Source organism: Antrihabitans stalactiti (genome assembly GCF_012932915.1).
Taxonomy (GTDB): Bacteria; Actinomycetota; Actinomycetes; order Mycobacteriales; family Mycobacteriaceae; genus Antrihabitans; species Antrihabitans stalactiti.
Genome location: NZ_VCQU01000002.1, coordinates 632,899 through 659,350, shown reverse-complemented (window position 1 = coordinate 659,350; position 26,452 = coordinate 632,899). Strand labels below are relative to the sequence as shown.

General features: G+C 62.4%; 21 protein-coding genes, 1 tRNA gene and 2 pseudogenes. 8 read left to right on the top strand and 16 right to left on the bottom strand.

Going from position 1 to position 26,452, the window contains the following annotated elements; all coding sequences use genetic code 11:
* Positions 1 to 7: 7 nt before the first annotated feature.
* The 3 genes from FGL95_RS08800 to FGL95_RS08790 form a co-directional block, all read right to left on the bottom strand.
* Entirely contained in the window at positions 8 to 922 is a 915-nt protein-coding gene (locus tag FGL95_RS08800) for an amino acid ABC transporter permease (RefSeq protein WP_169585811.1), read from the bottom strand.
* A gap of 1 nt (position 923) precedes the next feature.
* Positions 924 to 1,859, bottom strand: a complete 936-nt coding sequence (locus FGL95_RS08795) for a transporter substrate-binding domain-containing protein (protein ID WP_169585810.1) — start codon at positions 1,857 to 1,859, stop codon at positions 924 to 926.
* A 138-nt stretch (positions 1,860 to 1,997) separates the two neighbouring features.
* Positions 1,998 to 3,062 carry an isocitrate/isopropylmalate family dehydrogenase gene (locus tag FGL95_RS08790; protein ID WP_169585931.1) on the bottom strand — a complete coding sequence of 355 codons (1,065 nt, stop codon included), beginning with the start codon at positions 3,060 to 3,062 and terminating at the stop codon, positions 1,998 to 2,000.
* A 26-nt stretch (positions 3,063 to 3,088) separates the two neighbouring features.
* Between FGL95_RS08790 and FGL95_RS08785 the strand changes: the two genes are divergently transcribed.
* From FGL95_RS08785 to FGL95_RS08775, 3 genes are all read left to right on the top strand, one after another.
* Positions 3,089 to 3,616, top strand: coding sequence for a 2'-5' RNA ligase family protein (locus FGL95_RS08785; RefSeq protein ID WP_169585809.1), 528 nt, complete (start codon positions 3,089 to 3,091; stop codon positions 3,614 to 3,616).
* 31 nt (positions 3,617 to 3,647) lie between these two features.
* Positions 3,648 to 4,013, top strand: coding sequence for a thioredoxin (trxA, locus tag FGL95_RS08780; protein ID WP_169585808.1), 366 nt, complete (start codon positions 3,648 to 3,650; stop codon positions 4,011 to 4,013).
* Positions 4,014 to 4,098: 85 nt separating this feature from the next.
* Positions 4,099 to 4,458 carry a YciI family protein gene (locus FGL95_RS08775; protein ID WP_169585807.1) on the top strand — a complete coding sequence of 120 codons (360 nt, stop codon included), beginning with the start codon at positions 4,099 to 4,101 and terminating at the stop codon, positions 4,456 to 4,458.
* 45 nt (positions 4,459 to 4,503) lie between these two features.
* On the opposite strand, the gene polA is transcribed toward FGL95_RS08775, so the two are convergent.
* From polA to FGL95_RS08735, 8 genes are all read right to left on the bottom strand, one after another.
* Positions 4,504 to 7,236 (bottom strand): DNA polymerase I, encoded by a 2,733-nt coding sequence (polA, locus tag FGL95_RS08770; RefSeq protein ID WP_338079768.1) that lies wholly within the window; start codon positions 7,234 to 7,236, stop codon positions 4,504 to 4,506.
* A 43-nt stretch (positions 7,237 to 7,279) separates the two neighbouring features.
* Positions 7,280 to 9,400, bottom strand: a complete 2,121-nt coding sequence (locus FGL95_RS08765; protein ID WP_169585806.1) for a bifunctional serine/threonine-protein kinase/ABC transporter substrate-binding protein — start codon at positions 9,398 to 9,400, stop codon at positions 7,280 to 7,282.
* Positions 9,401 to 9,415: 15 nt separating this feature from the next.
* A complete protein-coding gene (locus FGL95_RS08760) occupies positions 9,416 to 10,189 on the bottom strand; it encodes an ABC transporter ATP-binding protein (protein ID WP_240962819.1) in 774 nt (257 codons plus the stop codon).
* Positions 10,176 to 11,129, bottom strand: coding sequence for an ABC transporter ATP-binding protein (locus tag FGL95_RS08755; protein WP_169585805.1), 954 nt, complete (start codon positions 11,127 to 11,129; stop codon positions 10,176 to 10,178). The genes FGL95_RS08760 and FGL95_RS08755 overlap by 14 nt, the downstream gene beginning before the upstream one ends.
* Positions 11,126 to 12,322, bottom strand: coding sequence for an ABC transporter permease subunit (locus tag FGL95_RS08750; protein ID WP_169585928.1), 1,197 nt, complete (start codon positions 12,320 to 12,322; stop codon positions 11,126 to 11,128). The genes FGL95_RS08755 and FGL95_RS08750 overlap by 4 nt, the downstream gene beginning before the upstream one ends.
* Before the next feature lie 68 nt (positions 12,323 to 12,390).
* On the bottom strand, positions 12,391 to 13,413 hold the full coding sequence (locus FGL95_RS08745; RefSeq protein WP_169585804.1) for a branched-chain amino acid ABC transporter permease: 1,023 nt from the start codon (positions 13,411 to 13,413) through the stop codon (positions 12,391 to 12,393).
* An 80-nt stretch (positions 13,414 to 13,493) separates the two neighbouring features.
* Complete coding sequence (locus FGL95_RS08740; protein WP_338079767.1) at positions 13,494 to 14,720, bottom strand: branched-chain amino acid ABC transporter substrate-binding protein; 1,227 nt, start codon at positions 14,718 to 14,720, stop codon at positions 13,494 to 13,496.
* 151 nt (positions 14,721 to 14,871) lie between these two features.
* Positions 14,872 to 15,474, bottom strand: a complete 603-nt coding sequence (locus FGL95_RS08735) for an ANTAR domain-containing response regulator (protein WP_169585802.1) — start codon at positions 15,472 to 15,474, stop codon at positions 14,872 to 14,874.
* 139 nt (positions 15,475 to 15,613) lie between these two features.
* On the opposite strand from FGL95_RS08735, the gene FGL95_RS08730 reads away from it, so the two are divergent.
* The 5 genes and pseudogenes from FGL95_RS08730 to FGL95_RS33130 form a co-directional block, all read left to right on the top strand.
* Positions 15,614 to 15,687, top strand: a tRNA-Leu gene (locus FGL95_RS08730).
* Between the two features lie 200 nt (positions 15,688 to 15,887).
* Positions 15,888 to 16,430, top strand: a complete 543-nt coding sequence (locus FGL95_RS08725) for a hypothetical protein (RefSeq protein ID WP_169585801.1) — start codon at positions 15,888 to 15,890, stop codon at positions 16,428 to 16,430.
* Positions 16,402 to 16,842: a hypothetical protein gene (locus FGL95_RS08720; RefSeq protein ID WP_169585800.1), complete on the top strand. Its 441-nt coding sequence runs from the start codon at positions 16,402 to 16,404 to the stop codon at positions 16,840 to 16,842. The genes FGL95_RS08725 and FGL95_RS08720 overlap by 29 nt, the downstream gene beginning before the upstream one ends.
* Positions 16,843 to 17,075: 233 nt before the next feature.
* Positions 17,076 to 17,522: a hypothetical protein gene (locus tag FGL95_RS08715; protein WP_169585799.1), complete on the top strand. Its 447-nt coding sequence runs from the start codon at positions 17,076 to 17,078 to the stop codon at positions 17,520 to 17,522.
* Between the two features lie 889 nt (positions 17,523 to 18,411).
* Positions 18,412 to 18,563 (top strand): annotated as a pseudogene (locus FGL95_RS33130) (hypothetical protein); the annotation flags it as partial.
* A 672-nt stretch (positions 18,564 to 19,235) separates the two neighbouring features.
* Here the strand turns inward: FGL95_RS33130 and FGL95_RS08705 are convergent.
* The 5 genes and pseudogenes from FGL95_RS08705 to istA all read right to left on the bottom strand — a co-directional run bounded on the left by FGL95_RS08705 (position 19,236) and on the right by istA (position 26,197).
* Positions 19,236 to 19,898, bottom strand: a complete 663-nt coding sequence (locus tag FGL95_RS08705; RefSeq protein ID WP_169585798.1) for a hypothetical protein — start codon at positions 19,896 to 19,898, stop codon at positions 19,236 to 19,238.
* A 1,308-nt stretch (positions 19,899 to 21,206) separates the two neighbouring features.
* The gene (locus tag FGL95_RS08695; protein WP_169585274.1) at positions 21,207 to 21,407 is read right to left on the bottom strand and encodes a hypothetical protein; all 201 of its coding nucleotides are present in this window, start codon (positions 21,405 to 21,407) and stop codon (positions 21,207 to 21,209) included.
* A 348-nt stretch (positions 21,408 to 21,755) separates the two neighbouring features.
* On the bottom strand, positions 21,756 to 23,555 hold the full coding sequence (locus FGL95_RS08690) for a vWA domain-containing protein (protein WP_169585796.1): 1,800 nt from the start codon (positions 23,553 to 23,555) through the stop codon (positions 21,756 to 21,758).
* A gap of 346 nt (positions 23,556 to 23,901) precedes the next feature.
* Positions 23,902 to 24,690 carry an IS21-like element helper ATPase IstB gene (gene istB / locus FGL95_RS08685; protein WP_169585795.1) on the bottom strand — a complete coding sequence of 263 codons (789 nt, stop codon included), beginning with the start codon at positions 24,688 to 24,690 and terminating at the stop codon, positions 23,902 to 23,904.
* Positions 24,687 to 26,197, bottom strand: a pseudogene (gene istA, locus FGL95_RS08680) (IS21 family transposase). Before istA ends, istB begins: the two are co-directional and overlap by 4 nt.
* Positions 26,198 to 26,452: the final 255 nt, after the last annotated feature.

The following is a 26,452-nucleotide window of genomic DNA, read 5'->3' as shown; positions in this document are numbered from 1 at the left end:
AGAGAGGTCACTGCGCGTCACCGCCGCCACCGGCCATGCCGGCCATCGCCTTGAGTTGTTTGGTTGTCAGCTTGCGGGACACGCCTTTCGAGTAATACCGCTCGAGGTAGAACTGGCCAACCATCAACACACTCGTCACTGCGAGGTACCAGGTCGCCGCCACGAGCAGCAGCGGGATCGGCTGGAAATTGGTACCCGAGATATCGCGGGCGACGCCGTAGAGCTCCTTGCTGTACGGCACCGCGGTGACCAGCGATGTCGTCTTCAACATGCTGATCAGCTCGTTGCCGGTCGGTGGGATGATGACCCGCATCGCCTGCGGCAGCACCGTTCGTCGCATCGTCAACGACCACGACATACCCAGTGCAACAGACGCTTCCGTCTGGCCTTCGTCGACCGAGTTGATACCGGCACGCACGATCTCCGCCATGTACGCGGCCTCGTTGAGCCCCAGCCCGATCACGGCGAAAGCAAAAGCGGCGCTTAGCCCTTGGATGTCGAAGTGCGCAAACTGTGGACCGAACGGAATACCGAGCACGATCGTCTTGTACAGCGACGGGAACAGCCCCCAGAACACGAGCTGCACATAGACAGGGGTGCCGCGGAAGATCCACAGGTACACCCAGGACGCCGACCGCAGAACAGGATTGGGCGACAACCGCATCACCGCAAGCAGTACACCGAGGACGACGGCAATGGCCATGGCGAGCACCGTCAGCTGGATCGTCGTCCATGCGGCCGCCGAAATCCGCTGGTCGAAGAGGTACTTGCGATACGTCGCCCAGCCGTACGCCTTGTTGGTCGCCGCGCCGTAGATGAACAGCCCAGCAAGCACGAGCACGACGACAGCGGCGATCACCCTGCCCGGCCGACGAAGCGGTATCGCCTTGATCGGAACAGGCTCGTCGACTACCGGGTCCATGTCAGCTGGTCGCGCCGTTGATGACCGGCTTCTCGATCAGACCGGCCTCCACGCCCCACTTCTCGGCGATCGTCTTGTACTGGCCGTTGTCGATCAGCTTCTGCAGAGCCTTCTGCAACGCCGTCGCCAGCGGCGATCCCTTGGCAACCGGCCAGCCGTACGGCGCGGAATCGAAGACAGGACCTGCCGGTTCGAGTTTGCCGCCGCTCTGCTTGATGGCATATGCGGTGACAGGTGAGTCGGCCGACATCGCGTCGACATTGCCGAGAACGAGATTGGTTGCGGCGTCGTCCTGCCGGTCGTACTTCACCTTCTCGATCGCGGGCTTGCCTTCCTTCACGCATTTATCGCTCTTTGCCGGGATCTCGTCGGTGTCCTCGACGGTCGTGGCTTGGACGGCGACCTTCTTGCCGCAGGCGTTGTTCGGGTCGATCGGCTTACCGGTCTGCTGCGCCCACTGAATGCCTGCGCTGAAGTAGGTGGTGAAGTCGACCTGCTTCTCGCGCTCCTTCGAGTCGGTGAACGACGACATACCGACGTCGTACGAACACGCCTGGATCGCAGGAATGATCTTGTCGAAGTCGGACTCCTTGTAGTCCGTCTTCAGTCCGAGTTCTCCCGCGACGGCGTCCAGCAGGTCGACGTCGAAGCCGACGATCGTCCCCGAGCTGTCCTTGAACTCGTTGGGGGCGTACGGGATGTTGACGCCGACGACCAACTTGCCCGAGCTCTTGATCTTCTCGGGAAGGGAGCCTGCCGGTGCGTCGGGATTAGCCGGGTCGGGGGCGGCCGTGGTGGTCGGACATGATCCTGACGCCGCACTGCCCGTGTCCTCATCGTTGTTTGCGCACCCGGCCAGCGCAAGGACGCCGACTCCGGCGACCGCAACTATCGAGCGGACAAATCGACTGCGGGAAAATACAGATCGATCAGACACGGACGTCCTCCAATGATTGGTCGGCACCCAGGCAACGTTGCCCTGCCGTGGCAATGTAGATCACGGAGACCGCGCCTGCTAGGTCGTAACCGAACATTAATCCCAATTGAGAATCCGCGGAACCTTTCGCAAAGCCGCTCAGCGCCGGTGAATCCGGGCAAGTACGTGCTCGGTGAAGGTGCTGGTCGATGCCAAACCGCCGAGGTCTGCTGTCGCGGTGCCTGCCTCGAAGGTGCCAGCAACAGCAGCGCTGATTCGATGGCTTGCGCGGGTAAGGAGAAAGTCACTGCGGCGATCACCGAGCCACTCCAAAAGCATTGCCGCAGAGAGAAACAGCGCTGACGGGTTCGCCCGGTTGTGGCCCGCGATCGTCGGTGCCGCACCGTGCGCGGCTTGCGCCATCGCAGTCGTGTCCGAGCAATTCAAAGACGCGGCGAGACCGAGCGATCCGCTCAACTCCCCCGCCAGATCCGACAAGATGTCGCCGAACAGGTTCTCGGTGACGACGACGTCGAACTTCGATGGATCGCGCACCAAATGCGCTGCCATCGCGTCGACGTGTTCGTCGTCGACGCGCACGTCCGGGTACCCCTGCGCGACCTCGAAACACACATCGCGGAACAGGCCCGTCGTCATCGGCAGAACGTTTGCCTTGTGCACGATGGTGACGTGCTTTCGCCGACCGCGAGCCAGCCGAAACGCCGTGTGCGCGATACGTTCCGACGCCGCCCGGGTGATCACACCGACCGACAACGCAACATCGGGAGTCGGCATGAACTCCCCCGCTCCCGCGAACATGTTGCGATCTGCGTAGAGCCCTTCGCTGTTCTCGCGGACGATGACGAGGTCCATCTGCGACGCGACAGACCGCAGCCCGGTGAAGGTCCGGGCTGGCCTGACGTTGGCGAACAGACCGAACCGCTTGCGCACCACACCACCCGGCGGCGTGCCGCGGCGATGCTCCTGCGGGTAGGAGGCGCTGTCGTGCGGTCCGATAATCCAGCCGTCGACGTCGTCGAGTGCCGTCAGCGTCTGCTCCGGCAGCGGCGCGCCGAACTCCTCGATCGCACTGTGCCCCATGGCGAGCGGCACCCACTCGACCTTGGGCGCCCCCACTACGGCGAGCGCTTCGTCCACGAGGAGCCGCGTCGGTGGCACGATCTCGTGGCCGATGCCGTCGCCTTCGATCACGCCTAGTCGAATCACGCCCTATCACTACCATGGCGATCATGGTCCAGTCGGTGGAGTTGCTCCTCGACGCCGAAGCCGAGGCCGCAATCAGTCGGCAATGGCAGTCGTTGGCCGACGCTGGATTGCCGGCCTTGCACGAACCCCATCGGCCACACGTCACACTCGCCGTCGCGCAAGAGATCTGGCCCCGCATCGAACGACGCCTCGAGCACGACCTCGACTTCACACCGTTTCCGCTTCGAATCGGCGCTGTGATGGTGTTCGGCGATCGACGGCCGATCCTGGTTCGGCTCGTCGTCCCCACAGTTCATCTGCTCGACCTGCAGCACCGAATACATCACATCGTCGCTGGTTCGCCCGGCATCGCCACGAACACTGCACCCGACGCATGGACCCCGCATGTGACGCTCGCACGGCGAGTCCAGCCGGACCAGCTCGGTGCCGCGATCAACACCGTGCTGACCGGCGGCGATATCCGGGCGACGGCAGTCGGGATTCGGCGGTGGGACGGCGAACAACGACGAGCGTGGACAATCGCGGAAGAATCGACGCCCCCTCGGCGTTGAATGGCTTAGACATCCAAGCGAAAGGAATGCAGTGGCCACTCAGACCCTGACCCAAGAGAACTTCGACGAGACCGTCACCGGCAACGACATCGTGCTGGTCGACTTCTGGGCCGAGTGGTGCGGTCCGTGCCGTGCCTTCGCTCCTACCTTCGAGAAGTCATCCGCGGCACACCCCGACGTAGTGCACGGCAAGGTCGATACCGAGGCCGAGGAAGGGCTCGCACAGGCCGCCAACATCCGGTCGATCCCGACGATCATGGCCTTCCGCGAAGGCGTACTCGTGTTCGCACAGCCCGGCGCGCTCCCCGCACCGGCACTCGAGGACCTCGTGACCCAGATCAAGGCCCTCGACATGGACGACGTCCGTCGCCAGATCGCCGAGAACGAAGCGAAGTAGAAAGCTCGTCCCTTCGTGTCGAAATCCCGTTAGGTTGTTCGACGCGGTAGTGAGGACAACCCGGTCCGACACGAAGGGAAAGCCGATGCGCTACATCAGCTGGGTACGAAGCGACAAGGAATACGGCGCACCGCCACAGGCGCTCACAGACGCCATGGCCAAGGCCGGAGAAGAAGCGTTCAAGAACGGCACCATGGTCGACATGGGCGGATTGAGCACCCTCCGCGAAGGTGGCGCAAAACTACGGTTGTCCGGCGGCACCATCGTCGACGGTCCGTACAGCGAAGCCAAAGAACTCGTCGGCGGCTACGCGATCCAGAACTACAACTCCCTCGAAGAGGCCCGGGAAGGCGCAGTCTGGTTGCTCCAGCTGCACAAGGACCTGTGGCCCGGGTGGGAGGGCGAGGTCGAGGTCCGGCAGATGTACAGGCCGGAAGACTTCTAGATCTCGCAACAGCCGCACCCGCTTTCGGGTGCGGCTGTTGTAGTTCTAGTGCGCTGCCGCGTCCCAACTACGACCAGTGCCGACCGACACATCCAGGGGCACGGACAGTTCGATGGCCGATGCCATGTTCTCGCGCACCAACTTCTCGACCTGCTCGCGCTCGGAGTCGACGACCTCGAACAGCAATTCGTCGTGGATCTGCAACAACATTCGCGATTTCAACTTCTCCGCGGCCAGCGCCTTCTGCACGTTGATCATCGCGACTTTGATGATGTCGGCCGCCGTGCCCTGAATCGGTGCGTTGAGCGCTGCGCGCTCGGCAACCTCACGGCGTTGACGATTGCTGCTATCGAGGTCTGGCAGGTAGCGCCGACGACCGAACAGCGTCTGCGTGTAGCCGACCTTGCGGGCTACTTCGACGGCCTCACGCAGGTAATCGCGCACCCCGCCGAACCGTGCGAAGTACACGTCCATCTGCTCTTTCGCCTCTTCGGTGCTGATCTTGAGCTGCACCGAGAGGCCATATGCACTCAAGCCGTACGCGAGCCCGTAGGACATCGCCTTCACTCGACGCCGCAGCTCAGGCGTGACCGCGTCGATGGGCAAACCGAACGCCTTCGACGCAACGAAACTGTGCAGATCCTCGCCGGTGTTGAAGGCTTCGATCAGTCCCTCGTCCTTGGAGAGGTGCGCCATGATCCGCATCTCGATCTGGCTGTAGTCGGCGGTCATCAGCGTGTCGTAGCCCTCGCCGACAACGAACGCGTCCCGAATCTGCCGGCCTGTGTCGGTCCGGATCGGGATGTTCTGCAGGTTCGGCTCGACCGACGACAACCGCCCGGTCGCGGCGATCGTCTGGTTGAACGTGGTGTGGATCCGGCCGTCGTCGGAGACTGCCTTCAGCAACCCCTCGACAGTGACCTTGAGCCGCGTCGCATCGCGGTGAGCAAGCAGATGCTCGAGGAACGGGTGCTGCGTCTTCTCGAACAGCCCTTCCAGCGCATCGGCGTCGGTGGTGTAACCCGTCTTGGTGCGCTTCGTCTTCGGCATGTCGAGCTTCTCGAACAGCACGACCTGCAATTGCTTGGGCGAGCCGAGGTTGATCTGCTCGCCGATCACCTCGTACGCCTCGTTCGCTGCGCGGTTCACCTCTTCGGAGAAGCGGCTGTGCAGGTCGTTGAGGTGATCGGTGTCGATCGCGATGCCTGCGGTCTCGAGATCCGCCAGCACCGTGAGCAGCGGCAGCTCCATCTCGGTGAGCAGTGCCGTCGACTCGATGCGCTCCAACTCTTCGTCGAACGCGGTCGCAAGATCGGCCACCGCCTGGGCACGCAGGATCTCGGCTTCGGCAGTGTCGGCACCGAGTTGCTCTTCGTCGTCGAGCAGCGAAAGTTGGCCCTGGTCAGACTTTTCCACCCGAAGTTCGCGCTTCAGATAGCGCAACGAGAGGTCGTCGAGGAAGAAACTGCGTTGCCCGGGCCGAACCAGATAAGCCGCGAGTGCGGTGTCACTCGTCAGCCCGCCGAGCTCCCACCCGCGACCGCGCAGCGCGTGCATCGCGGCCTTCGCCTCGTGGATGACCTTCGGCTCGGCCGGGTTGGCGAGCCACTCCCCTAGAGCTTTCTCGTCGGCAGGGGTGAGTGCCGTCGTCTCGATATATCCGCCCTCGCCGTCGCCCGCGGCAATGGCGATTGCTTTGACATCGCCGCCATACGGCGTCGTCGTTCCGACGATCGAAATCCCGTGCCGCACGCCGCCCGACGCGTGCGCCGCAAGCCACGCGCCTACCTCGCCGGCCGGAATTGCGCCACCGCTGATCTCGAAGCCTTCTTCGGCTTCGGGTTCTGCGGACGCCAAAGTCTCGAACAACCGATCGCGGAGTACCCGGAACTCGAGATCGTCGAAGAGCTGGTGAATCTTGTCGCGATCCCATGGACCGTGCTCGAGCTGGTCGGGCGTGTACGGCAGCTGGACCGTCTTGAGCAATTCTGTGAGCTGCCGGTTCATCACCACGCTGGACAAGTTCGCCCGCAGCGCATCGCCGACCTTGCCGCGAACCTCATCGACGCGATCGACGAGCGCATTCAGGTCGCCGAACTCCCTGATCCACTTCGCGGCGGTCTTCTCCCCAACCCCGGGAATGCCGGGGAGGTTATCGCTCGGGTCGCCGCGCAGCGCTGCAAAATCTGGGTACTGCTTCGGCGTCAGGCCATATTTCGCCTCGACCTCTTCGGGAGTGAACCGCGTCATCTCCGAGACGCCGCGCTTGGGATAGAGAACCGTCACGTCGTCGTTGACCAGCTGAATCGCATCGCGGTCACCTGTCACGATCAGCACCTTGAACCCCAGCGGGACCGCCTGGGTGGTGAGCGTCGCGATGATGTCGTCGGCCTCGACGCCCGCCTGCGCCATCACCGGAATACCCAAGGCGCCCAACACATCCTTGGTGAGCTCGACCTGCCCCTTGAACTCGTCCGGCGGCCTGCTCCGGTTTGCCTTGTACTCGGGAAACGCCTCCGCGCGGAACGTCTGGCGAGACACGTCGAACGCTGCGGCGATGTGCGTCGGCCCCTCGTCACGAAGAATGTTGATCAGCATCGCGGTGAACCCGTAGACCGCATTCGTCGTCTGCCCACTGACCGTCTTGAAGTTTTCCGCAGGCAACGCGAAGAACGCCCGGAATGCCAGCGAATGCCCGTCGAGCAGCATTAACACCGGCTTTTTCGGCGTTTCTTCAGCGGATGTCGGTAAGGACCGTTGAACGGTTGCGGGGCTCACGCCAGTGAGTCTAGGGAACGGCTCCGACACGTTCCGGGTGCCGTCACTTCCCGACGGCGTAAGCCCACACGTTCTGCTCCGCGAGCTCACCCGGACCGGTCCAGCGGTAGTCGCGCACAATGCCTGGTCCGGAGTAGTTGCGCAGGAATTTGGTCAGTGCCGCGCGGTCGTGTGCGCCCGAATCGATGCCGGTCAGCATGATCGTGGCGACGTCGTAGGCCTCGACCGCCCACAACGGCGGCTGCGACCGAAACTCCTTGGCATACGCAGCTGTGAAATCCTGCGAACCCGGTCCGCACCCGCACGTCACGACCGCCGGACCTGGCGTGAAGTCGCCGTCGAAATCTTTTGTATAGACGCCGTCGCTCGCCGTGAACAGCGACCGCACCCCCGCGACGTCGAGCTGTCGCCACAGCGTCTTCGCAGGCTCGGTGTAACCGCCGAAATACACGGCATCCGGCGCCGACCTCTTGATGTTCTCGACGGTCGCGCCCGAACCGGAGCAACTCGTATCCGCGACCGCGCCCAACCGCTCGTTCATTACCCGCAACTGGTTGTTGCCGACATCGGATCCATCACTCGCGACGCACACCTTTGCGACGCGGCGAACGTTCTTCAGATAGCCCGCCATCGCAGGTACCTGCGCGGGGTCGTTGGTTGTCGCTTGAAAGAACGAATCCCAATGCGATGCAGTCAAACCCGGCCGACTTGCCGACGGTGTGACGAACGGCAAACCGGCGCTGTCGAATTGGCCCCCGACCTGCTCGGCGACCGTGGAAAACACCGGGCCGACGAGTCCGATGATCGACGTGTCTGCGGAAATCAACGTGACGGCGCCGGACGCGACCGGAAGTCCGCCTGCACCTGCGATATCGACATTCTGGAGCCCGACCTGGCAGCCGGGGTTCGCGGCATTGTGCGCGCGGACGGCCAGGCTCGTGCCATTGAAAACGCCGTCACTGATCGAGCCCGCGCCATCGGTCGACACCACGGATACCCCGACAGCAATCGAGAGGCCGCTGCACTCTGCCCGGCCGTCACCGGCGGGATCGACCGCGTGCGTGGCCGTTCGCTCGACCGTCTTGCCGTCTTTGTCGATCAGGAAGTGGGCGGCAGTGTTCTGGGCGATCGGGAATCCGTCAGCGCGAGTGTCGCCGCCGCCCTTGTCGCTCGGCCACTTCCACACGGCCAGGCCGGCAGTGAGCGCGACAACGACAGCAATTACTGCACCCACCAGCAGCGGACGGCGTCGCGAGCGGTGCGGGACGATCAGTGGTCGGGAGGCAACGACAGTCGGCTCGTATGTCTGATAGTCGACAGCGGTCCGGGCCGGTGCCGTGATCGCCTGGCGCAATGCCGACGCAAACTCGGCGCACGTCGCAAATCGCTGGGCGGGATTCTTCGCCATCGCCCGCGCCAACACGTCGTTCACGGCAGGAGGCAGATGCGGCGCCAGCGCGTTCGCCGATGGCGGCGGCTTGTGCATGTGGGCAAACATCACCGACGCGGCACTGTCGCCGACGAACGGTCGCGCACCCGTCAGCAGTTCGAAAGCGCTGCAGGCCAGCGAATATTGATCGGATCGACCGTCGACCGGCCGCCCGTCGATCTGCTCGGGCGACGCATACGCAAACGTCGCGACGACGCCGCCCGTCTGCGTCAGCCCGGCGAGGTCTGCCGCCTTCGCGATCCCGAAGTCGGTCAGCAGTGCGCGTTCTGAATCATCGTGCGCCAGCAACATGTTGGCCGGTTTGACGTCACGGTGAACCAGTCCGGCCCGGTGCGCGTAGTCCAACGCGGAACCGATCTGCTCGATGATCCCCACTGCGCGGCTCGGGTCGAGCTGACCGCGCGCCGCACGAAGCGCACCAGCGGCGTCCGTCCCGTCGACGTATTGCATCGCGATCCAGAGCTGGCCCTGCGCCTGCCCCTGATCGTGGATCGACACGATATTCGGGTGCGAAAGCCGCGCAGCCAGAATCGCTTCCTGGGTGAATCGGCGACGGAAATCTGTGTCGGCGGACAGCTGCTCGTTGAGCAGCTTGAGCGCCACGCGACGCTGCAACTGCGACTGATGGGCGACGTAGACGGTCCCCATGCCGCCCGCGCCGATGGCGCGCTCGATCACGTAGCCCGCGAACGTCGTGCCTGGCTCGAACGGCAACCGCTCCCCCTTCAGCTAACCGACGCCGAGGTACGCCGCCTTGATGGCCGGATCCGCGAGCAGGTCCTTACCGGTCCCGTCCTTGGTGACCTCGCCGGTTTCCAGTATGTACGCGCGGTGGGTGCGAGTGAGCGCCTGTTGAGCGTTCTGCTCGACCAACAGAATCGTCGTTCCCAGCGCGTTGATCTCGGCGATGATGCGGAAGATCTGCTGGATGATCATGGGCGCCAAGCCCATCGACGGTTCGTCGAGCAGCAGGAGCTTCGGGCGCGCCATCAGCGACCGGCCGATGGCAACCATCTGCTGCTCGCCGCCGGACAACGTGCCACCGACCTGGGTGCGACGCTCGAGCAGCCGCGGGAACAGCTCGAAGATCCACTCCAACGTCTCGTTGTACTTGGCCTTCGACTCGAACTTGCGCGCATAGCAACCCATGTCGAGGTTTTCCTGCACGGTCATGCCGGGGAAAATGCCACGCCCTTCAGGAGCCTGGATCATGCCGGCTTTGACGCGATCGTGGGCCTTCATGTGCGTGATGTCGCGACCGTCGAACATGATCTTGCCGCGCGTCAGCGGCAGCAAGCCGGACAGCGCGCGCATCGTGGTCGTCTTGCCCGCACCGTTGGCACCGAGCAGCGTGACCAGCTCACCGGCTTGAACCTGCAGCGAAATCCCGTGAAGTGCTTGAATTCTGCCGTAATTGACGACGAGGTCGATTGCTTCGAGCATCGGCGCTCCGGATTGCACGACCGGAAATTCGTCGGTATCCGGTTTTCTATGCCGTGACATCGTCTGGCACCCCTAAGTAAGCAGCGATTACGGCCGGATCTTCGCGAATCTCGGCCGGCAGTCCGTCGGCGATCTTTCTGCCGAACTCCAAAACCACGATACGGTCGGTCACTCCCATGACCAGCCGCATGTCGTGTTCGATCAGCAGCACCGTGAAACCGTCGTCACGGATCTTGCGAATCAGGTCCATCAATGCGGCCTTCTCGCTCGGGTTGAACCCTGCAGCGGGTTCGTCCAAGCACAGCAGCTTCGGCTCGGTCGCGAGCGCGCGTGCGATCTCGAGCCGGCGCTGGTCGCCGTAGGAGAGGTTCTTCGCCTTCTCGACCGCGCGGGGAGCGATGCCGACGAACTCCAGCAACGCCATGCCACGCTCGACCGCGTCGTGCTCCTCGCGGCGGTGGCGCGGGGTCCGGAAGATCGCGCCGGGCACCGAGGTCTTGTGCCGAGCGTCCGTGCCGACGACGACATTCTCCAGCGCGGTCATCTCGTTGAACAAGCGAATGTTCTGGAAGGTCCGCGCGATCCCGAGCCGGGTGATCGCATTGCGCTTCGTCTTGGTCAACGGCTTCCCGTCGAAGAAGACAGTCCCTGAGGACGGCCGGTAGACGCCGGTGATCGCGTTGAAGCACGTCGTCTTACCCGCACCGTTCGGACCGATCAGACCGAGAATTTCGCCGCGGCGAATTTCGAAGCTGACGGCGTCGAGCGCGGTGAGGCCACCGAACTTGACGGTCAGGTCCTCGGTTCGCATGAGCGCGTCGCCGACTGCAGTCTCGATGGTGCGAGTCGGTGCCACAACGTCGGCAACCGCGTCCGGATCCGCCAGAGCTGGATCGATCGCCGAGACGTCGACAATTCCGGCTTCCTCGACGGGTACTTCCGGCGCGGACTTCGCAGCCATGTCCTCGTTGCCGAACAGCGCGTCGCCTGGGTTCGTCATTTCGACGCTCCGATCGCGTCTTCGGGCTTGGCGACTGGGCGGCGGACCGCTTGATAGATCTGCCTGCCGTACGCGAGCAGTTTCTGGCGCGCGGGGAACAGACCCTGCGGCCGGAAGATCATCAGCGCGACCAAAGCCAGGCCGAAGAAGAGGTACTTGTATTCGCCCAGCGACTGCCCGCCGACCTCCACCGACAGCAAGCGGTTCGGGAGATACACGATGATGAACGCGCCGACGATCACGCCGAGCTTGTTGCCCTGGCCGCCGAGCACGACAGCGCAGATGAACAGCATCGAGTTGATGATGTTGAAGTTCGTCGGGGTGACGAACTGCACCTGACCGGCGTACATGGCACCCGACAAGCCACCGATCGCCGCGCCGATCGTGAACGCCCAGAGCTTGAATTTGAAGGTCGGCACACCCATGATCTCGGCGACGTCCTCGTCTTCACGAATGGCGACCCAGGAGCGGCCGACCCGGCTGCGCTCGAGGTTTCCGACGAGCAGCAGGACGATGACGATCATCACGAGACCGAACCAGAACCACCACACGCCGACGTTGAGCCGGTCGTAGATGTTGCCCTTGAAGAACACGCCTTGTGGATCCGACGCCGACTCGCCGATATGCGGATATTCGACGCGGTTCAGGCCGAGGCTGCCGTTCGTGATTTCGGGCAGGTTGTCGGCGAGCAGTCGCACGATTTCACCGAACCCGAGGGTCACGATGGCCAGGTAGTCACCACGCAAGCGCAGGGTCGGCGTCCCGAGAATCAGACCCGACACTGCGGTGATCGCAACCGCCAACGGCAAGCACGCCAACCACGCCCAGCCGGAACTCAAGAATCCGTCCGGTCCCGTCTGGTTCCACGGACTGTCCGGGCTGGTCAGGATTGCGACCGTGTACGCGCCGACGGCGTAGAAGCCGACATAACCGAGATCGAGCAATCCGGTCTGCCCGACGACGACGTTGAGGCCGATTGCCAGCAACGCGATCATCGCGAACTGCGCCATCACAGCCGAGAACGACGTGCTCGGCGTATCGAGGAACGGCGGTGGATACACCGGGACGATCGCGATCAATACGACGACGACAGCGCCGAACGCCCACTGGGCCGGCCGGGACAGCCCGTCCCACCACGTACGGACCGAGTCGCCCACGCCGCGTCGCGGCACCGGCGGTGGGACTGGCGGCACCGCGGGCGTCGGTGGCACCGCAGGCGGCGGGGGCTCCGACGGCGGGGTTGCTCCCTTGGTCAGGTTGGTCACACGCGTGCCTTTCCGAGACTTTCACCCAGAATGCCGGTGGGGCGGATCATCAGAACGAGGACCAGCAGCACGAATGCGATGACATCGCGCCACTGCGAACCGAAGAAGATCTGACCGTAGTTCTCGATCAGCCCCAGCAACAGGCCACCGAGGAGCGCGCCGCGCAAGTTTCCGATTCCCCCGAGAACCGCCGCGCTGAAGGCTTTGATGCCGAGAATGAAGCCGCCGGAGTAGATGATCGCCGACGGCAAGTTGATCGTGTAGAGCAGTGCTGCCGCGCCGGCCAGAACGCCGCCGATCAGGAACGTCAGCATGATGATTCGTTCGCGCGATACACCCATGAGTGTGGCGGTGTTCGGGTCCTGCGCGACAGCGCGAATGCCACGACCGAACTTCGTGCGGTTGATCAGCACTTCGGTCGCAAAGGCCAGGACCAGCGCGGACACGATGATGATGATCGTGATGTTGTTGACGACGCCGGAGAAGATCGAGAACTGATCCTTCTGCTCGACCAAAGAAATCGGTTGCTGGGCGGTCGATCCGCCGAGGCCGGGTTTGATCTTCGGGAGCACGAAGTGCACGAATTCTTGGATGATGAACGACATACCGATCGCGGTGATCAAGAAGATCAGTGGCTTTGCGCCACGCTTGCGCAACGGTCGGTACGCGATTCGCTCGAGGCCCACGGCGGCTCCGCCGGCCACGGCCATACCGATCAGCACCGCCAAACCCAGATACAAGACCGTCAGGAAGACGCCGACGCTGTACGCGTCACCGGCCGGGGCGAAGCCGAGCAGCTCCAGACCGACGTATTGGCCGAACATTCCGAGCATGAAGATTTCGGAGTGTGCGAAGTTGATCAAGCGCAGCACGCCGTAGACCAGCGTGTATCCGACCGCCACCAGCGCGTAGATCGAGCCGTACGCCAAGCCGTCGATCGTCAGCTGCCAGAAGTTGTCCGCGACCCCTGAGAAGTTGAAATCGATCGAGGCGGCCAAGATGTCGGTGGTTGCGGTCATGCCTGCACTTTCGCAATATCAAGACAACAGGTGCGGGGGTCCAGCAGGACCCCCGCACCCACAGTCAGCCGTCGCTGGAATTACTTGACCTTGTAGACCCAGATCAGTGCCGTGGAAAGCTCGCCGTTCTCGTTCCACTTGTACTGACGGGCCAGGCCCGGGCCGTCATAGGACCGAACAAACTCGAGGAGGTCGGCGCGGGTGACCTTACCCGAGTCGATTCCCTTGAGCAGAATGGTCGTCAAGTCGTACGCCTCGACCGAGTAAACACCCGGGTCCTGACCGTTCAAAGCCTTGTACTCGGCCTTGAACTTATCCGGTGCCGGACCGCAGGGGCACGACAGGATTGCGTCCTTGGACGCGCTGCCTGCTTGCTTGACGAATTCCGGGTCGTTCGAGCCGTCAGCGGAGACGAACACCGCGTTGACGCCGTTCTTCTTGAGCGACGCGGCAAGCGCGGCGGCCTCGGCGTAGTAGCCCGAGTAGAAGATGGCCTGCGCGTTCGCGCTCTTCAGCTTGGTGACCGTGGCGTTGAAGTCCTTGTCACCCTTCTTGATGCTCGCCGCACAGTTCTCATCGGCTGCGGAGCCGAGCGCCTCGGTCACGGCCTTCGCCAGACCGGTGCCGTAGTCGGTGTTGTCCTGAACCACGCACACCTTGTTGTAGCCGAGCGTGCCGGTCAGGTACTTGGCAACAGCCGGACCCTGGATGTCGTCGTTGGCAAGGCCGCGGAAGAAGGTCTTCCACCCGTTCTGGGTCAGCTTGGCGTTCGTCGCAGACGACGTCACCGACACGAGGCCGGCGTCGCTCAGCGTCTGGCCGGTTGCCTTCGTCTCACCCGAGAAGGCGGGGCCGACGAGGCCGATGACCGACTTGTCGTTGATAACGTTCGGGATGACCTGGGTGGCCTTCTCCGGGTTGCCTTCGGTGTCGAACTTCTTCAGCTCCACCTGGCAGCCCGGATTGGCCTTGTTGTGCTGATCGAGCGCGAGCTTCACGCCGTCGATGATGTTGATGCCGAGTGCGGCATCCTCACCTGTCAGCGCGCCAGCCATGGCGATGGACACTGGATCGCACTTCGCCGTGCCGTCGCCGGCAGGGTTCGCTGCCGACGATGCGTTCGTCGCCGGAACTTCCTTACCTTCGAGGTCGACCTGCAGCTCCGGCTGGATGCTGAGCCCAGTTGAAGTCTCCGACCCCGATTCGCTGCTCGACTTGCTGTCGGTCTTCTTGTCGCCACAGCCGGCCAAGACGAGCGTGGCCGCGACTCCAACGATTAACGCGCCCCTCGCTGCACGACGATGCACGTTTTCACCTCCGAGTTCATTGCTCTCCGGCTGTTGACCGGAGGGCCGACTGCGCCAGCCCGGAGAGAACATAACCTCGTCGCGTTACCGATGCATCACATTGGGTGCGATTTCGTCACATTCGCGTCGATGTAGTGCTGCGCAGCCGGTTTTACTCGCTCTTGAGGTTGTCGATCACAACTTGGGCGACGGCCTTCATCGTCGTCCGGCGGTCCATTGCGGTCCGCTGGATCCACTTGAACGCCTGCGGCTCCGACAGCCCCTGCGTCTTCATCAGCACGCCCTTGGCCCGTTCGACCAACTTGCGCGTCTCCAGACGGTCGTTGAGACCGGCCACCTCTTTTTCGAGCGCCGAAATCTCCGAGAACCGGCTCGCCGCCAGCTCGATCGCAGGAACCAGATCCGACTTGGAGAACGGCTTCACCAAATACGCCATCGCACCCGCGTCGCGGGCCCGTTCCACCAGGTCACGCTGGCTGAACGCGGTCAAAATCACGACCGGCGCGATCCGCTTCGTCGCAATCTCCGCCGCCGCATCGATGCCGTCACGGCGCGGCATCTTCACATCCATGATCACGAGATCCGGGCGGTGCTCGATCGACAGGTCCACAGCCTGCTGACCGTCGCCCGCCTCCCCGACGACCTCGTACCCCTCCTCCGACAACATCTCGACGAGGTCCATACGGATCAACGCCTCGTCCTCGGCAACCACAACACGTCGCGGGCCACTGCTGCGCACTTCAGCTGTACTCATCGGTTCCTTGTCCCCTCATTGGCAATGCGGGACATCGCCCCGAAGCTTTGTACGCAGGGTACCGGTGGTTGCGGCTGGAAGCGCATTCTCTATAGTCGTGTTCCGCAGCACCGCCCGCTCCACGGGCCCGCTCGCAAACGCCCTCGTATCCCAATTGGCAGAGGAAACGGATTCAAAACCCGTCCAGTGTGAGTTCGAGTCTCACCGAGGGCACAGGTAAACCCCCAGCTAGCGGCCTTTTAGCCCGCGGACCTGGGGGTTTCGTCATTCACAGCCCCACCCCCGTGCCATCCAACGCGCGGCGTCGTCGGGATAGCCTGCCGGGCGCGCCTCGCCGTCACCCCAATACCGACGTGAGACGATCGTGCCGGCCAACCGTACAGCAGCAAGCCCCTGATGGAGTTCCCGACGACGTGGCAAATCAACCGCTTCCGCAAAGGCAGCCGTGGTGGTACTACGCAATTGGCGTCGTCCTGTTGGTGCTGGTGATCGTAAGCGCCATTTGCGGATTCGCCATCGACGGCACCCGCGGAAAGGTCTCGCAGGGTCTTAATCCCGTTCTCGGCACGCTGTTCGGACTCTGGGCGGCAGACCTCTATTACCGCCGCGACGCCAATAAGAAACTCCATCGGGACGTGAAAAGTGCCGCGTACACCATCAACGTGATGATTCAGCGAGTGTTCGACATCAACCAGTACGTTGCGCAGTCCGCGAACCGACTCAATGAAGGTAATCAGCAGCGCGCATTGCAGGAGCTCTACGGCGCAATTGCCTCCATCCAGGGGACGATGAGTCAGGGTTATCAAGCGCTGCGTCAGTGGCGGGATCTTTCCGACGCGGCGGCGCAGGAGGCAGAGGCAGCTTACGACGAGGATCGAGCGCGGATCGGCCAGCGGCAGCAGATCCAGCGCGGCGGAAGTAACAACAGTGGCGGAGGCAGTAACGGCAATGCTTGAGCAGAATCAGATTCGAGGCAAGGTTGCCGACATCGAAGATCGTTATGTTCTAGTCATCAACAAGGGCGAGGACGACGGGGTCGAACTCGGAATGATCTTCTCAGTAATGGATCCCGATGGAGTTCCTGTCGTTGATCCCGACACCGGCGACCAGCTTGGAAAGCGGCCAATCGAGCGCTTGCGAGTCAAGATCATCGATGTGTATCCGCGGTTTAGCAGGGCGGCAACCTATCGGATGACTGCCGGCCTCGGGATGTTCACGACCACGGCGTCGCTGGCGGAAGTTATGGAGGGCATTGTGCCCGGGCGTGAACGAATCGCCAACCAACCGAGCGAGTCAGAGTCGCCTTCGAAACGAGTCGTCACGGTGAATATTGGCGATCCCGTACGCCAAATCGGTGAGCCCACCTGATGCAATTTGCCGTCACCTAACCAGAGCGTCGACAAAACAGTTGCACCAGTTTCAACGGAGTAGGCGCAGTGGGTTCGGGTAGCTGGTTGCCCGGCTAACAATACTGTCGTCTAACCGCGCCATACGGACGAATAATGCTACGTTCCTGCAAGTAAAGCGCTTCCCAAAAGCTCGCCGCCGGGGATCAGCATCAGCGCTCGGGGGGGTGTGCATTCTTAAGGAGGGCCACGGCCATGTCCGAGCAACAACCCGCGCAGCGGACCATCGTCGTTTCGGTTCCCGGTCGTCGAGTGTGGGCGATGCTAGCGGCAGTCGCTGCCCTGGTCCTCGTCATCATCACGATTCCGTTGATGGCCACCACAATGCGTGACGAGTTTGGTGACTGCGGAACGGTCTGGGCGTCGTCCGACACGTGGACATACAAGTCCACCTACGACGGACCAGCCGGTTACTTCAACGGCTATAGATCGCCAGAGGCGTCAGCCGAAGCCGCGCTCAACGCGATGATGGCCGACGCAAACGTGGGTGCGGCCGCCTACGAGCACTGTCAAGTTATGCACCACGATCGGAAGGTGCTGCTGTCCGTCTTGGGCGGAACAGCTTTGGCGTTGCTATTGGTTGGCGGCGCCCTTTGGTGGACGGGTCGGCGCGGACCGAATCGAGCTCTTCCAGCTGTTTAGCCGGATTTTCGTGCGACCAAACAGCGGCACCACATTCGAAAGAACGTCCGGCGGAGCAACGAGAGTAGGCGCAGTTGGTTCCGGTAGCTGGTTGCCTGCGCCGCGGTCTTCGGCAGGAATCCAGTCGCCGTAGACGTCTAGGGTAAGGCTCGGTTGGCCGTGCCCGAGCCATCTCGACACTTGCAGGAAATGCACCCCGGCAACAGCTGCATCGTTGCGAAGGTATGACGTAGGTCGTGCAGCCGAACGCCGCGCACCTCTGCGGCCGCACTCGATTTGCCCGGCGGATAAACGTCGCGGCTGCCAACAGGTGTTGCCACCATGTGGGCCTCCTGCTTTGCCGCGATGCGTACTGCTGCCGAAGTCAGCCAATCACAGCCGTTCTGCACACAGGAAGACTTGCCGACTTCCTGCAGCCGAAGACTGCATCATTCGGCTGCTCTCGCAGTCGGATGCGGGTGACAGAAAGTCGCGTGCGGGGCGCTCGATTCGAAGAGGGATCAGAATATGCGATTCAATCCGCCACCCAACTGGCGGTCCCGAGGACAGGTGAGGCCCTCCCTCGGGGTGGCAGCCTGATCCGGCATGGCCGCCGGCGCCCGCTGGTTGGCAATTCTGGATGCCGAACAACAAATTGGTCGGCGGCCAGCAGCAGTGACAAATGGAGAATCATGCAGGGCTGGAGTTTCGGCGCAAATCTAGAAATCGTAGGATGATATTCAAGTTTGCGGCCATGATTACTGCGCGGTCATAACCGCCGTCACGGTATACGTAAACGAGCACACCGATTCGAAACGCGGGCAAGTCTCAGTAGCATCGGCGATGTACTTGTCGCAGATCGAACTCCCTTCACTGGCCTTGACGCAGCGCACGGTTAACGGTCACCGACGGCGGCGAAGTCTACGTCGCTGACTCAAACAACGACCGGGTTTCGATGTTAGCCGCGGATCCAACACCCAAACCGAACTCCCGTTCGTCGGACTCGACAGCCCCGACGGGGTGGCGGTCTCCGCGAGCGGAGACGTATACGTCACTGACACATAAACCAATCGAGCGCTTCTGCTCCCTGTCGGCTAGCTCTGTACGGCCGACGTTCCCGCTTCGCTCGGTCTTGGCGGTGTCGATCACTGACACTAATTTGTCGTCGCGATTGACTACTAAGGCGGTTTGGCTGACCAAATCGACGGCCACACCCTCTGCGCCCCGGCCGACCGGGATAGTACTGGCTGCCGAGCGGTCAGGGGGAAAAGCTCGCCTGCCGCGGATCGCGGAAGGGTCAGCGGCAGCGCCCAGATCACTTGACGGACCAGATCGGGGCCGTGCGAGCGCGGGACTCGGAGGCTTCCCCGTTGCGGGGTTCGTTCTCGGCGAGGCGGATTCGAATCCCCAGCGTTGGTGATGGACGGCCGCGAGCTCGGCCGCCGAGGCGATGTCGGGGTCGATGATGGTGGTGATCAGCCGATCGTGTTCCGCCATCTCAGTCCCGGTTGGTGATGCCGTATTTGACCAGACGCAGCCGGGTCCCTTGCGGGTCTGTGGACAGCCCCGGTCGGGGCAAGGCTGATGAGCACTGCCGCTCTCGCGACCGAGAATCTCCTCGGTCGCGCTCAATATCTTGCTTCACTACATGATGGCTGTGATGAGAACCAAACGGATTGGGGGTTTGGCCCTAGTTCATCTGCGTGCACATCAGTCAGTTTGTCGCCGATACTTTCACCACGGCGCATACGCCCACCCGTATATTTTCGAACCTCTTCCGGGATTCGGATTGGAGAGTACTTGAACGTAATGCCCGGCCCCGACCGTTCCCTTCACGCTCTTGTCGACGCCACCTGAGACAAAAGTGCCGTCGCCGCGCGCAATGTCGATATGACCTCCCCCGCCGTCCCATGAACTCTCGGAGAACACCAAGACTCCTTTGGGAAATGCCGTGTCTGCGTGAAACTGGTTCTTGGCTGCCAGTGCCGCTCTGAACTCGTTGGGAGTGTTGTAGCCCGTCGCCCGGACACTGAAAGCGTCAGCGACAAGGAGCATGCAACCGCGCGGGCCGAAATCATCGGTTCCGACATGCGCATTAGCTTTGGCCAGCGCGGCGTCCACCTTCGAAGACGGAGCCGACTGGGGTGCCGCGGCAGGACTCGACTGCGCTCCAGAACCGCACGCTGGGGCGACGTTGCTCAACGTTCCGGTCTCAATGTCGACGTCGGCGACAAAGTGGCCGTCAGACGTCTGATACCAGAGATCGTCCCAGCCCCCGGGGATGTTGAAACTGAAGTATCCCTTCACCTTCTGCCCGTGCTTCGAGCAGCTGAGCGTTAATTGATCGCCGACGTTGTACCAACCCTCTTGGCGCGATTGGAGACTTGCGTCGGTCATCCGTTGTGTCTTTGCTTTGACAGTGGCCGTGGGCGTTGCGTTGGCAACGGGCGCGCTGACCGTTGATGCCAACGCCGTGCTGACGAGGGTTGCTAACGCGATCCTCAGGACGCTGTGCGGCAGCCTGGTGCAAATCGAAGCTGACGACATACAAGACCTCATCGCAACACCAGTCCCTTCGAGAACGACGATCTCGATATATGAATATGATCGTTACGGGTTACGCTACTTTCGAAGTGGGACACCTGGTGTCCCCTGAACGTCCGACAATCTCGGCAGTTGCAAATTTGGTCAATGCGCTGCTCGATTCCAGGCACCCTGTGGTGCAAGCCATTCCGACGGATATGTCTTGTTGCCACGCGCGCGAGGTGTCGTCGGGGCGTAATCCGAGACGGGCGCTCCCGAGGTAATCGCGGATTATCTGTGCTCTCGAATCGGCTGCACGACGTTGAATCCAACGACGACACTAAGGCAATGCGCAAGGCATCGCGCGTGGACAGCGATCAGGTAGCCACGCGTATTTCTGCTCTCGGACTTCTCTCCGTTGTTGGAGACACGCGAAGTGGGGCGGATGAGATGGTTTCGACACGACAAACGCGATCTGGTGCGCATGATCCTTACCCGACGCGCGGCCCTGTGACACATCCCGATCGCGCTGGTGCTGGAATTTCGCAAATTGCCCAAGGGGCGTCGCCGCCACGACACCACCGGCAGCGGTGGAATATTGGTCCAGGTCAACGGCCGTTCGGCGAAACCGGTGATCGATTGGCTCGACACTCGGCCCGCGCAGTGGAGGTCGAACGTCGCGTTCGTGGCGATCGATTTGTCGGTGACGAACGCGAAGGCCGCGCGCGAGGCCCCACGCGAGGCTGATCGTCAGACCAGTTCCACATCTGGCCAAATGAGTCAAACGAGATGGTCGGCCTGGTAATGCGGGCGACCCGGAATGCATCAACCGGCGCCGACTGCTTCGTGCTGTCGAACGACTGACCGACAAACACAGTACAAACTGTTCGAGCGACTGACCTCGGCGGATCCGAACTGCGACATCGCCGCCGCGTGGATCGCGAAGAAACTCCTGCGAGATGTGTTGGCGTGCAGCGCCCGTGGCGGCCGCGGTACGAGATCTCGAGTTTCATACTCGTTCTACGCATTCTGCGCAGCATGCTCGGTGCCCGAGTTTCACACGCTCTCCGAAACCATCAAATCGTGGCAGGAACCGATGATCCTCGCGATCGGGACCGGCCTGTCCAACGCCCGCAGACGACAACTCCTGATGGACCTAGTCGGGTCCTACTCGCACACAGGCTATGCCTTGCCTGAGGCTTTGAAATACATGTAGCCTATGCCGAAAATCGGTACCAGGTAGATGTAGCTCGAAACCCAGTAGCTTCGCTTCGTAAATGCGATATATCCGCCATATCCGATCAACGCAAGCGCGGCAAACCAGCCGCCGACCCCGACTCCGTTGCCATTGGCAGCAAAGACGATAATTGCAATACCTGTCACGACAAAGCATGCCGCATTTATCATTCTGCCCACTGCGTGTCTCCAATTCTTGCCTGAACCCATCCCCTAGCGGGCCATTATTTTCCCACGACACTTACCGCGCTGATATCATTCGAATAATCGACACTTTCCCGTCGGCCAGCGACTGCCGTGCGCGGACAGGACGATCGACTCTTGACCGGAGCAAATAGTGTGCGGATCGCATGAATCCGTTACGTTTCACGTCCAAATGGCATGACTGACATGCGACCAATAGATCCTGGTCGTTTGAATGGAATGCGTCACGCCCGCCGCCCGACATCGCGAGCACCAACGGTTACCAGCGAAGGCCCGAAACGCGATAGGTCGTCAGCGTCGCGCTTGATCGGTGCATTTGAAAGCGACCAGCGTTTTCCAAAAATCCGGAATATCTGCGCTCAGGTCGGGCACACTTTCGGCACCGACAGACGTCCACCTACCGTCTGCGTAGGTGAATCGTTCGGACTTGCGGATTCCTCCTGCCGGATTCGGCATGCCAGCGTACGAGGTTGGCGAGAGCCGCGATTCGGTGACCTCACCCGGTCGCTCGCAACTGAGCCATTCGTACGAGCCTTCGTAATTGACCGTTGGCCAGTTGCGGTCGCCCGGGGAAGCCAGGATCGATAAATGGTTCCCCGTCCAAGTGATCACCGTGTGCGTGGGTACGCCCCCGGCACAAACACATTTTGTCACCACGAGATCCGCGCCGCGCGGCCGGCTAATCAAGAATGCGCCATCGTAGGCACACGGTTCCGAATGCTGGTCGCGCTTCCCCGGGCAATCAGAACTAGACCGAAGCGGGCCCTCGACCTTGATTAGGATTTCCTCGACCTCTCGCGCTGTCGCCACCTTGACCGTCACAGACGCGGTCGGATTGCCCTTTCCCGAATTGGCGGTAGCGATAACCGCAACCCGGTCGTACGTCCCGTCGCCGTCGACATCGACTTCCGCAACTTGCGCGCAACCGGTGGCCACACCTGCACACGGATCAGGCGCGCGACTCGGGGCTGGTGGAAGACAACGACACAGCGCAATCGTCGCGATTGTCCCGGCTATGCTTCCCTTCGATTCCGTGTAGTCCTTGACGAGAAACTTGTAGCCTGCCCGTCTGGCCTCATCGGCTGTCAAGGTCAGATTGTAGGTGCCGTCTTTGTTGTCCACCGTTTCGAGCGGATCCCCGTACAGTTCAATCGCTTTCGCGATTGGCGTGCCTGGTGCGATGCCGTCGATCGTGCGTCCCCCGCCATGCGGTGCAATGGAATCGAGCACACCGTCTTGGAATGTGAAATCGCAATCCCGCCAGACAACAACGACCCGACCGGACAGCCCGACGTCCGGGAAGTCTGAGTGTCCGCGTTTGACCTCACCGACCGTCAATCCGAGATCGATTCCGGCTAATCCCTTCGTCGACAACGATTCTCGCGCTTTCTTAGTGTCCTGGGTCGCGAGCAGCCGCGCAGCGAGTTGACGACTGTTCGCTGCCTGCACGAACAAACCATCAGTCGTGGTTGCGACGCAATTCAGCTGCTCACTCGCCGTGCCGTCGGTCTTGAAACCGACCGTCGATATGGACAATCCTGGATGCTGTAGGCGCAATTCTCTCGCCACTTCACATGGCGGAACGCCGCAGGTATCCTCTCCGTCGGACACCAACACAATCGCCTGGTTGCCACCGTCCGTCGGCAGCATCGACGCTGCGCGTCGCATAGCTAAACTAATCGGCGTATATCCCGACGGCCGCAGCGCATCGATCTCTCCGCGGACTCTGTCCCGATCCAGCCGGCCCAGACCTACCAGCGACTTCACGTCCTGACATCCGGCGACCTTCTCATCATCCGAGCTGCCTGTCCCGATTCCGTAGGTCACCAGCCCGACCATCGCATCTCCAGGAAATGAATCGATCAAACCGACCGCCGCAATTCTCGCCGCGTCGATCCGCGAGCCCGGAGCATCCTCAATAGTCATCGATCCTGACGCATCCAAAATCAACACTGTGGGAACCGCGATTATCGCTGCGGGCGCCGACGAAGCCGATTCAGACGACACTGCTGAATCGCCAGCATCCGAGCTACAGGCCGCCAGCAACGCGACTACAGCCAAAGCAAAAAGAAACGATCCCAGACGCGACATGAAACCCGACGCTACGGTTCTCGGCATCAATCTGGGTAGTCAGACAAACGGCCGACATCCGTAGTCCGAAAATCCCACTCTGGGCCATAATGTCGCGCGGTTGGTGGATCGTTGAGACTGCGGCGATGTGCCGAGCCCTAGCGCTGGCGCGCTGGTAGCGCGGGCTGAAAATGCCGGTGGCGCCGGGGATTTACAGCATGCCGGACAGTTTGAGTCGATGCACGACGATGGTCTTGCAGCCTGCCTCGACGGACCGGGGCCTCGCGCGCTCAGTAATCGTAGTTGGTGTCAATGGCCAGTTTGATGTCTCCGTTTTTGGCCAGGTGAAAGTCCCCACGGTGGTGGGCTAGTTCTGGTCTTTACGTTGTTGTCGGGCGTCTCGCATTCGGTAGGACTCACCGTCGGTGATGACGATGGTGGCGTGATGCAGGAGCCGGTCGAGAATGCTGACGGCAGTCGTGTGTTCGGGTAGGAAGCGGCCCCATTGCTCGAACGGCCAATGCGAGGCAACCGCCAAGGACTGTCTTTCGCAGGCGGCGGCGACAAGCCGGAACAACAACTGGGTGCCGCTGTCATCGAGCGGGGCGAAGCCGATCTCATCGAGCACGATCAGGTCGGCCCGCAGCAGGGTGTCGATGATTTTGCCGACGGTGTTGTCGGCCAAGCCACGGTAGAGAGTGTCGATCAGGTCGGTGGCGGTGAAGTATCGGACCTTCAACCCGGCGTGCACCGCGGCGATGCCGAGCCCGATCAGGGTGTGGCTCTTGCCCGTGCCCGGCGGACCGATCATCGCCAAATTGGCATGTGTACGAACCCATTCCAGGCTCGACAGGTAGGAGAACGTCGCTGCCGGGATCGACGACACCGCGACGTCGAAGGTGTCGAGCGTTTTCGCGACCGGGAACGCCGCGGCCTTGAGCCGGGCGGCGGCGTTGGAGGCATCACGCGCAGCGATCTCGGCCTCGATGAGGGTGCGCAGCACTTCTTCGGGTGTCCAGCATTGAATCTTGGCTCTGCTCAACACGTCCGGGGCGGTGCGGCGAATGGTGCCGAGTTTGAGTCGCCGCAGCGCGGCGTCCAGATCTGCCGGCAAGGCCGGTGCCGCCGGTGGCGTTGCCTGCGTGGTGGTGGTCATGGCATCGCCGTGTCCGGTGGGGTGAATTTGTAGGCATCCAGTGACCGGGTCGCACTGGTGGGCAGGGCCAGGATCAACGCATCACCGGCGGGACGGGGGTGCGGGGTGCCGGCACCGGCAGCCAAGATCGAGCGGACATCGGCAGCACGGAACCGTTTGAACGCCACCGCCCGCGCCACCGCACCGAGCAATGCATCGTGTCCGTGTGCGGCGCCGAGGGCGAGCAGGATTTCCAGTTCGGACCCGAGGCGGGTGTTGCCGATCGCGGCGGCACCGACGAGGAACGCTTCCGCGTGGGTGCCGAGCGCGCAGAACTGCTGCTCGACAGTCGTTTTGGGGCGTGGTCCCCGATCGGGTGCCGGGCGTGGTCGGTCGTAATGGTCGTCGTGGACCGACGCCGTCCCCGGTGCAGCGAGTTCGTGGTCGGCGACGACCTCGCCGGTGCCGGGCTCGATGATCAGCAATCGCCCGCCGTCCTGGAGCAGGGTGACGGTCGTGCCGATCAGTCGGGTCGGCACCGAATACCGCGCCGAGGCGAACCGGACACAGGACAGGCGGTCGACCTTGCGGGTCACCGGTGCCGGCCCGATCTGCAAACGCAGCGACGGCAACGGTTGCAGCAGGACACGTTCGGTGATCAGCCGTTCATCGGGGATCGCGGCGATCTCCGAATGCAACCTGGCATTGACCTCGACACACCACGCCTTCGCTGCGGCGTTGGCGGCATGCATATCGACCGGTTTACCGGTGATGTCGGCGTCGGTGAGCAACGGGACGACCAGGTCGCGTTGGGCGTAGCCGACCAGGTTCTCCACTATGCCCTTCGATTGCGGGTCGTTGGCGTGACAGAAATCTGGGCGGAATCCGTAATGGGTTGCCAGACGCACGTATTCGGGTGTCGGAACGACGACGTTGGCGACCACACCGCCTTTGAGGCAGCCCATCCGATCGGCGAGCACTTTCAACGGGACACCACCGGCCGCGTCCATCGCCGCAGCGATGAAGCCGAGGGTGGTGGTGGCGCGTTCGTTGTCGGCGAAGGCGACGAACCGCCATCGAGAGAACGCGAGTACGGCGCAGAACAGGTGCAACCCGCCACCGACGGTCGCCCAGTCGTCACCAGGTACTCACCCGGGGTCCAGACTGCGGGGCGTCGTCCACGGTGATGGTCTTTGCGCCACAACGCTTTCGCCTCCGCGACCAGGCGACGGAAGTTGCGGTCAGAGCCTTCGTATCCGGCGGTCCGGGCGATCGGCAGCAACCGTTTCGCCGAGATTCTGCCTTTGGATTTGGCGACTCGTTCGGTGACCAGCTCGGTCACGGCGTCGTAGTTGTGTGGCCGTTCGACGCGTTCGGTGCTGTCGTGACCGTGCTGTTCGGCTTCGAACCGCTCGACGACTCGCTTCACGGTCTTGTGGGTGGTGCCGCACAAATCGGCGGCACCACGATAGGTTCCGACTTCTCGATACGCAGAAATGATGTCCATGCGGTCCCTCGCAGACTTCAATGGAAACTCCCTGGGCGGTGTGGTGACTGGTTGGCACCTTCACCGTCACCGCCCAGGCCTCGAGCTCCCGTACGACACGACGAACACGGGTGGGGACTTTTATCTGGCCACCCGTGGGGACCTAGAACTGGCCACCAGTGGGGACTTTTTCATGGCCACGGACAGTTGGCGAGCACGTCGCCCAAAGTGCTTCATTCGACTGACAGAGCTTCAGTCCGCCAGCGGGGTCGCAGACAGTCGACCCGAGTCGGGTCG

Bases quoted from the DNA above. Each gene is read 5' to 3' on its own strand.
- FGL95_RS08785 (WP_169585809.1), top strand. From the start codon at position 3,089: ATGGTCCAGTCGGTGGAGTTGCTCCTCGACGCCGAAGCCGAGGCCGCA.
- FGL95_RS08715 (WP_169585799.1), top strand. From the start codon at position 17,076: ATGTCCGAGCAACAACCCGCGCAGCGGACCATCGTCGTTTCGGTTCCC.
- FGL95_RS08690 (WP_169585796.1), bottom strand. From the start codon at position 23,555: ATGTCGCGTCTGGGATCGTTTCTTTTTGCTTTGGCTGTAGTCGCGTTG.
- FGL95_RS08735 (WP_169585802.1), bottom strand. From the start codon at position 15,474: ATGAGTACAGCTGAAGTGCGCAGCAGTGGCCCGCGACGTGTTGTGGTT.
- FGL95_RS08745 (WP_169585804.1), bottom strand. From the start codon at position 13,413: ATGACCGCAACCACCGACATCTTGGCCGCCTCGATCGATTTCAACTTC.
- FGL95_RS08760 (WP_240962819.1), bottom strand. From the start codon at position 10,189: ATGTCACGGCATAGAAAACCGGATACCGACGAATTTCCGGTCGTGCAA.
- istB (WP_169585795.1), bottom strand. From the start codon at position 24,690: ATGACCACCACCACGCAGGCAACGCCACCGGCGGCACCGGCCTTGCCG.
- FGL95_RS08775 (WP_169585807.1), top strand. From the start codon at position 4,099: ATGCGCTACATCAGCTGGGTACGAAGCGACAAGGAATACGGCGCACCG.
- FGL95_RS08705 (WP_169585798.1), bottom strand. From the start codon at position 19,898: ATGACCGACGCAAGTCTCCAATCGCGCCAAGAGGGTTGGTACAACGTC.
- FGL95_RS08755 (WP_169585805.1), bottom strand. From the start codon at position 11,129: ATGACGAACCCAGGCGACGCGCTGTTCGGCAACGAGGACATGGCTGCG.
- FGL95_RS08800 (WP_169585811.1), bottom strand. From the start codon at position 922: ATGGACCCGGTAGTCGACGAGCCTGTTCCGATCAAGGCGATACCGCTT.